This is a genomic window from Mesorhizobium sp. M4A.F.Ca.ET.050.02.1.1 (assembly GCF_003997725.1).
Taxonomy (GTDB): Bacteria; Pseudomonadota; Alphaproteobacteria; order Rhizobiales; family Rhizobiaceae; genus Mesorhizobium.
Window position 1 is genome coordinate 22,939 of record NZ_RZSG01000012.1, and the last position, 7,582, is coordinate 30,520.

6 protein-coding genes are annotated in these 7,582 nt (G+C 59.3%); 5 read left to right on the forward strand and 1 reads right to left on the reverse strand.

What is annotated here, in order from left to right; translation table 11 throughout:
* Window positions 1–194 precede the first annotated feature (194 nt).
* Window positions 195–1,790, reverse strand: a complete 1,596-nt coding sequence (locus EOA33_RS02220; protein ID WP_245482206.1) for a GMC family oxidoreductase N-terminal domain-containing protein — start codon at window positions 1,788–1,790, stop codon at window positions 195–197.
* Window positions 1,791–2,269: 479 nt separating this feature from the next.
* Here EOA33_RS02220 and EOA33_RS02225 point away from each other — a divergent pair, with 479 nt between their 5' ends.
* The 5 genes from EOA33_RS02225 to EOA33_RS02245 all read left to right on the forward strand — a co-directional run.
* Window positions 2,270–2,977: a hypothetical protein gene (locus tag EOA33_RS02225; RefSeq protein WP_245482207.1), complete on the forward strand. Its 708-nt coding sequence runs from the start codon at window positions 2,270–2,272 to the stop codon at window positions 2,975–2,977.
* A gap of 135 nt (window positions 2,978–3,112) precedes the next feature.
* Window positions 3,113–3,703 carry a DUF1349 domain-containing protein gene (locus EOA33_RS02230; RefSeq protein WP_245482208.1) on the forward strand — a complete coding sequence of 197 codons (591 nt, stop codon included), beginning with the start codon at window positions 3,113–3,115 and terminating at the stop codon, window positions 3,701–3,703.
* A gap of 557 nt (window positions 3,704–4,260) precedes the next feature.
* Complete coding sequence (locus tag EOA33_RS02235) at window positions 4,261–5,139, forward strand: dihydrodipicolinate synthase family protein (protein ID WP_127404853.1); 879 nt, start codon at window positions 4,261–4,263, stop codon at window positions 5,137–5,139.
* Window positions 5,140–5,216: 77 nt separating this feature from the next.
* Window positions 5,217–6,797: an ABC transporter substrate-binding protein gene (locus tag EOA33_RS02240; RefSeq protein WP_245482209.1), complete on the forward strand. Its 1,581-nt coding sequence runs from the start codon at window positions 5,217–5,219 to the stop codon at window positions 6,795–6,797.
* A gap of 61 nt (window positions 6,798–6,858) precedes the next feature.
* Window positions 6,859–7,582, forward strand: a 724-nt coding sequence (locus tag EOA33_RS02245) for an ABC transporter permease (RefSeq protein WP_145989057.1), incomplete at its 3' end; no start/stop codon positions are given.

The window sequence follows — 7,582 nt, forward strand, 5'->3', positions numbered from 1 at the left end:
TTTTGAACACTTTGCGCGGCACGATAGGTGCTCTGTCACCTGATGGCTTACGAGGATGGCGGCTGCGGCGCTCGCCCATCCTTGTAAGCCTTAGCATCGACTTTGTCTAAAACCTCGGAGCTAGGGCGTGCCGGGAAAAAGGACTTTGCGGACGAGCCGCTGTAGGCGCGACAAAATAGGCGGTTTGCGCGATCCTACTTTCCTTGCTTGATGAAATCCGCTGTTCTTTCGCCGATCATGATGCAGACTGCGTTGGGGTTGCCTGAAATGAGGGTTGGCATGACGGATGCGTCGGCCACGCGTAGACCCTCGAGACCGTGAACGCGGAGCCTTGGGTCCACGACCGCCATATCGTCATGGCCCATGCGGCAGGTGCCGGCGGGGTGAAGCGCTGCATGCGCGGCCTCTTGGCAGAACCTTCTTACTTGGATCGGCGTCGTTGTTCCGGCAGAGGGGATTTGCCTCGATGCTACGTAGCGCCGGATGGCCGGCTGCTCCATGATGTCGAAGGCCCCCATGGTTCCTTCAACCACCGCATCGAGATCATAGGGGTCGGAAAAATACCGCGGCGCAACGCGCGGGTTGTCATAAGGATTGGCGCTTTTGAGAGTCACTTCCCCTCGCGACCGAGGCCGGATCTGCCCGAGGTTTATCGTGCAGCCGTTTCCGCCAGGGACGGCGTCGATCCCTTCCTCAATGCCCGCCCCCACGACCATGAAATATTGGACATCCGGGATCGCTTCGCTCGTATTGCCCCACCAGAACGCCCCGCCTTCGATCAGGTTCGAGGAAGCCGGGCCATCCCTGAACAGCAGATAGTTCAGCCCAGCCGCGGCTTTCCAGAGCGGCTTCTTGTATTTGTCGTAGCTGTGGGGCCCGTTCAACTGATAGACGAGCGATATCTCGATATGGTCCTGCAGGTTCTGTCCGACGCCCGGCAGATCGGCAGCCACAGGAATTCCATGTCCGCGCAAAGCGTCGGCCGGGCCGATTCCCGACAACATCAGCAATTTCGGCGAGGCAATCGCACCCGCCGACAGGATGACTTCGCGATTGGCCATCAGCACCCATTTGCGCCCCTTCGCCACATACTCCACCCCGACGGCCCGCCCCTTCTCCACGATTATACGCGTGACCCTCGAACCGGTTCGGACCTGGAGATTAGCTCGGCGGCGAGCGGGTTTGATGAATGCCGTTGCGGAGCTGCTGCGGCGGCTGTTTTTGGCTGTGATCTGGTATAGGCCGCAGCCGGCCTGGTCACCCGAATTGAAATCAGGATTATAAGGCAGCCCAGCCTGCTGGCACGCCTGCAGCCAGGCCCGTGTGAGGGGATGAATGTGGTCGATGTCGGAAACACCCAGCGGTCCGCCTACGGCGTGGGCGTGGTTACAGAACCGGTTGTTGTCTTCAGACCGCAGAAAGAATGGCAACACATCATCATAGTTCCAGCCATCGGCGCCGAGCGCTTCCCAGCGTGCGTAGTCGGACGGGGCCCCGCGTATGTAGATCATGGCATTGACTGAACTGCCACCGCCCAGCACTCGGGCCTGGACCATGGTCGGCTGCTGGCTGCGCGTTTGTGCTGCAGTGGGCTCCCAGGCAATCCGTTTCAAGAGCGACCCTTGCGCGGTCTTGTAGTAGGCACCCGGTATGTGGATGTATGGGTTGAAATCGCGCGGTCCCTCCTCCAACAGAAAGACCGAGGCATCAGGATCTTCAGAAAGCCGCGCGGCGATCACGCATCCGGTCGAGCCGCCGCCAACGACTATGTAATTACAGCTTGTCTGCATAATTTCATTCCGCGGTCGGATCCCCAAGAGCGCCGAGCCATACGTTGTCATGGGGACGAAATCCTCTGATCGAACTCCAGCGTGCGGTCCGGTGCAGACCCATGCCGGATTTGGCGCGGCAGATCTCCATCTCCTTTTGAACATCGATAGGACGCTATGTCGGAGTTGGCCCTGCCAATCTCGCACAGTAGGCAAGCATCGAGGCCGCATGACAAGTTCGCAACATATGGAACATGGAAGCAAGGTGACGCGCCGAGCGAGAAAGTTTGCAGTGGTGTCGGCGCTCGGCGGCTTGCGTAGCCGGCGCCGTGCCAACCAATCTCCCGACGACCCCGACTGCCAGGTCGGCCTTGCCGCATCGGTACCCAGCGGCGCTTCGCGATGTGGCGCAGAATCGACATCAAGTTGCGACAAGAATCGTCTGGACGCGCACTTCTTTCGGCTCCCGCATTGTGGTGTGGTCGGGGCAGGTAACCCTGATGATGGACGACAAAACCGTGCCGAACCAGACGAGAGACCTTTCGTTTGCCGACGACTTCATCTTCGCCAAGCTCGTCGAAGATGTCCGTGACTATCCCGTTGACGATGCTGTCGTTGTGAACATCAGTCCCAGCGCGATGATCACCGGGGACGAGCATCCGGCGATCGTGCCTGCCTGGAAGTCGACATGGCTGAAGGGCGGGCAAATCAAGTTCGCGGAACGGGCGGCGCTTCTGAAGGTGCGAAAAGCCACCAATCTTGGCGGCTGCATGTTCCGCGGCTGGGACTGGCTAGGCAATCGAATCAAGAGCTTCCCACGCGATACGCCGCTTTTCATTTCCCCGCAGGATGAGATCGGTACGGTGAGCACCGATCCTCTGGTATTCACCAATGAGCGCGTAGCACCGGGATCGCCCCAGACGTTCACTCTCAAGTTGAACCTTTGGTGGTCGCCGGGAGACACTGACTGCTTCATCCACAATGAGCACCGCTTCCTTGAAACACATACACAAATCCACGGCTCCGGCCGGATGCAGAAGTTTCGACTGCGGGACGAAACCACAATTTATGAAGACGTGGTGATGCCGGTCGGTTATTCGCATGACCCCTTCTGCAGGGTCACCGGCAAGAATGAGTGGACCTACCCTTGGCACCGCTACTACGCGGATACCGATTCTGTGTGGCTCGCCGTAGAACTCCACCCCTGATCGCTTCGGACCAGTCTCTGGAAATCGTTGACGCGCCTCGCGACGGTCGGCGATCAAGCATCGGCGCCGAGATCTGTTCGAACTGGTTAAGCGGCGGGCTTCTCAACCGAGTTGGTTAGAGTGAAAGGAAAGAACATGAAGCTCGACAGCATGCGTGTTGAGGGGACTGAAAACGGCACCGCGGCGATTGAGGACAACTCGGTGCGGCTGCGGGCCAAAGCGAAGACGGACTGGTTCTTCGCTCCGAGCGGCAAAAGCCGGGTCGCGAATGTCACGCGAGTGGTGCGCGAGATCGACGAGCAGCATTTTGCACTGTCTGCTAGGGTTTCTGTCGAATTCGCGTCCGCTTACGACGCTGGCGCGATTTTCATCGCATGTGACGATAACAATTGGGCAAAGATTGCGTTCGAATTTTCCGCCGCGCGCAAGCCGACCATTGTGAGCGTGGTGACTCGCGGCACATCCGATGATTCGGACGGACCCCGTCATTTCGGCGACCATGTGTGGCTACGCGCTTATTGCGATGGAGAAACAATCGCGTTCCATTTTTCGGAAGACGGCAAGTACTGGAATTTCCTGCGCTGGTTCACTCTGCCCGGCGTCGAAAGGCGGCCGGTGCGTATAGGACTGGGCGTTCAATCGCCGACTGGCGAGGGGACGACCGCTGTTTTTTCGGACGTCCAGCTTTCTGTGGCCAAGATCAGCGATCTGCGCAACGGACAATAGCTGACCATAATTGGCCGTTGACTACAGCGGCTCAGCCCGCTTGGTCCCTCAGATTTCGATCGGGACCAACGGCGACCGACTTTATGGCCTCCGCGTTCCCTGCCAAGGCGCCAGTGATGCGAGGTGGCAGGACGCCAGTAATCGTGGTCCGAGTGGTTACGGATGTAACGCAACACGTTTTCGGGATGGTCCGTTCCAGTTCGCAAGAAAAAGCGATCCTTACGGATCGACCGAGGTGTTGTCGAGCGCGGTCGCCGCACCAAAATGCAAGCCGCCTTGGCTGCGCACCTGGCTCGATGCCAATTCGCAGCCGCGAGTTGCGGGCTTCGCCACAACGATCGGCATCCGACCGCGCTTGTCGCCCGTGGCGGCTTTTGAACCCCACGCAAATCAATGCGTTCTGACGCGCGAACGGGTCCGGCCGACTGAAAACAGCAGCGGCAGGCCGGTCTTGTTCATTCGAAGCCACCGCTGCGAAACGCTCTTGACAACTTCAGCGCTTCGCGGGATGTTCATTCAGTAATAGTTACTTTCACTGAGTGAAATAAGGATTGGCAATGGCAACTGTGCTTCAAAAAGACGAGATCAAGGGGATCATCCCGCCGCTCGTCTCGACCTTCAGACCCGATGGTGATCTCGACCTGGAGCTGTTCAAGGGTGAGCTTCGGTTCATGGAAGGCGCTGGCATTCACCTTGCCGTGGTCGGCGGAAGCACCGGTTCGGGGGATGAGCTTTCCGCAGAAGAACTCGGGCTCTTGGTCGAAACAGCCACGGCCAACAGCAAACTGCGCGTAATCGCTGGGATCATCACGACCACCACCCGCGACGCCATAAAGCGTGGTCTGCTCGCCAAGCAGGCCGGCGCCTGCGCGCTGATGCTTGGCCCGCCAATCTACAATACCCCCTCGGGGGATGGGCTGGACAAGTTCATCCAAGACGTCGGGAGGGCGACCTCTCTGCCCATTATCTACTACAACCATTTCTTCAACCCGCCGGCGGTCATGCAGCGCGTTGCCCGTCTGCCCGAGGTCATCTGCGTGAAAGAAGTGGCGCTGGAGCCGGTGACGGAACTGGTCCAGACGGTTGGCGACCGCGTGGCCATCGCTGCCGGCGCGGACAGCGTGAACATTGCGAGCTTTCTGTTCGGGGCGCAGGCCTCGATCTCCGGCATCAATACGGTCATTCCAAAGCAGTACGGGGAAATCTTTGCCGCGCACACCGCCGGCGATTACGTCCTCGGCCGCAAGCTGACGGACAAGATCGCACCTCTTGCAAGGGAGATGACCAAGAGCGTCAATTTCCCTGCCCGTATCAAATTCGCCATCAACGCCCAGGGCCGCAAGGTGGGTGAACCGCGCAAGCCCAATGGCGACCTGGCCAAGGAGGATCAGGAAAACATCCTGAAGGCCCTGAAGCATGCCGGACTGCTCGCCTAAGCCGTTAGCGGCGGCAACCTGCCCGTTCGTCGAGTAAATAAGCCAAAGCAAACCATCAAAACAGAGGGAATAAGGAAATGAGGAAGGACGTGTATCCCCCCAAGGCAGGTTCGACGCTTATCGGGCGGCGCGATGTGCTGAAGACAGGCTTGTTGTTGGGCACCGGCATAATGCTTGCCGGGGCGGGCCTTCGCCCGGCCCTGGCCGACGAACCGAAGCGGGGAGGGACGCTCCGCGTCGGCCTAGGCGCAGCCGGGGCGAAATCGTCGCTCAACCCCTTCATCTCGACAGGCGATATGGATTTCGCAGTCGCTCAGTCGATCTTCGACCGGCTCACCGACTTCGACAAGGATGGCAATCTCTACAACAAGCTGGCGGATGACTTCACTCACAACGCCGAGGGCAACGTCTGGAAAATCAAGCTCAAGAAAGGTGTGGTCTGGCATGACGGCGCGCCTTTCACGGCCAAGGACGTCGTCTACACCATCCAGTACATTCTCAATTCCGACAACAAGGCCGACGCCTATCCCAACCTGGCGCCGCTCCTGGAGCCGAAAGGGGTGCGTGCACTCGATCCCCATACGGTCGAAGTTGCGTTGAAACAGCCCTATGCGCTGCTTCCGCAAGTGCTGGGCAGCAAGGTCATGTTCCTCATGAAGGACGGCACGACCGATTTCGACAAGCCGATCGGGACCGGGCCCTTCAAGTTCGTGTCGTGGTCCCGCGGCCAGCGGGTGACGCTCGCGCGCAGCGATAACTATCGCACACCGGGCCAGCCATATCTCGACGGTGTCGAATTCATCGCGATCAACGACCCGACCGCGCGAATGAACGCGCTGGTGGCCGGCCAGGTCGATGCCGTGGCTCAGCTCGATGGAAGTCTTGCGCGCCTGATTGAAGCAAATCCCGCACTCACCCTGCTGCGCTCGAAGAGCGGTGCCACGACCGACCAATTCATGATGACGAACCTGAAACCCTTTACGGACGTGCGCGTCCGCCAGGCGTTCCGGCTCATGATCGACCGCCAGCAACTGCTCGACAACGCACTGTCGGGATATGGCAGGATTGGCAACGACCTGCATTGCATCACCGATCCAGACTACGCCTCCGAGCTGCCGCAACGCGCTTACGACCCGGATCAGGCGAAATCTCTGCTCAAGCAGGCGGGCTTTGACAACAGCCAGGCGATTACCCTCTACACCTCGGATGCCGCTCCAGGCATGCAGGCGTCGGCTACGCTCATCGCCAACCAGGCCAAGAAGATCGGCGTCAATATCGAACTTCTGGTCGTGCCGCCCGACAGCTACTATTCCGGGCCGAACTTCAAAAAGACGCAGATGGGCAGTTCGGATTGGGGACAGCACACTCTCGAATCTCAATTCGGGCAAGGCTATGCGAGGGGGGCCTACTGGAACGAACCGGATTGGACCAGCGACGAGTTCGATAAGTGGGTAAGCAAGGCGAGGACCACATTCGACGGCCCCAAGCGCCGCGAATATTACGTAGAGGCTCAGAAGGTCCTCTGGAATGAGGGAGCTTACATCATCTGGGGCTTCCGTGATCTTCTCGATGCCTCCAGCGCCAAAGTCAAGAACATCGTTCCCTCCACCCAGAGAAATCTTGGCTATTATCAGTTCGAAAGCGTCTATTTCGCGTAGGCTGCAAGCCGCCGTGGCCGGCCAGGCTGCGGTGGCACCCCTTTTGTGAAGAGTGACCTCCTTGAACAAGCCTTTGCTCCAGCTTCTTTTGACAAGAATAGCCCTGGCTGCCGTCACGCTGTTTGCCGTCTCCATCGTCGTCTTTGCCGCGACCCTATATCTGCCAGGAGATCCGGCCCGGGCTGCGCTCGGTGCCAAGGCTGATCCTTCGGCGGTTGAGGCGCTCAGGCGCGAGTTCGGCATGGACCGGCCTGCAGTCGTGCAATATGCGAGCTGGATCGGGGGCGCACTCACCGGCGACTTCGGCCGGTCGATACCGTCCGGGCGGTCAGTCTGGGAGGCGATTGGGCCGAGGGCTATTAACACCCTGATACTGACGGTCACATCGCTGCTTCTGCTGATACCGCTCTCCTTCGTGCTCGGCATTGCAGCGGCGCTCTTCAAAGACAGATTGGCTGACCACCTGATATCGGTTCCGACGATCGTGACCGTCGCCCTGCCTGAGTTCGTCATCGGCACGGTGTTGATCGTACTTTTCGCAGTTTATCTTCGTTGGCTGCCGCCGGTATCGCTGATCAACGACAGTCTCCCCCTTTCATCTCAATCGACCCTTTTCATTTTGCCGGTTCTGACACTGCTCGGCACCACACTTGCCCAGGTCGTACGGATGGTGCGGGCGGTGGCACTCGAAGTGCTGAGCGCCGAATACATCTATATGGTGCGGCTGAGGGGCATAAGCCCCGCGCGGGTATTGCTGCGCCATGTTCTTCCCAACACCATCACAC

Excerpts from the sequence above, each read along its gene's own strand:
- EOA33_RS02240 (WP_245482209.1), top strand. The coding sequence starts at position 5,217 with ATGAGGAAGGACGTGTATCCCCCCAAGGCAGGTTCGACGCTTATCGGG.
- EOA33_RS02235 (WP_127404853.1), top strand. The coding sequence starts at position 4,261 with ATGGCAACTGTGCTTCAAAAAGACGAGATCAAGGGGATCATCCCGCCG.
- EOA33_RS02230 (WP_245482208.1), top strand. The coding sequence starts at position 3,113 with ATGAAGCTCGACAGCATGCGTGTTGAGGGGACTGAAAACGGCACCGCG.
- EOA33_RS02225 (WP_245482207.1), top strand. The coding sequence starts at position 2,270 with ATGATGGACGACAAAACCGTGCCGAACCAGACGAGAGACCTTTCGTTT.
- EOA33_RS02220 (WP_245482206.1), bottom strand. The coding sequence starts at position 1,790 with ATGCAGACAAGCTGTAATTACATAGTCGTTGGCGGCGGCTCGACCGGA.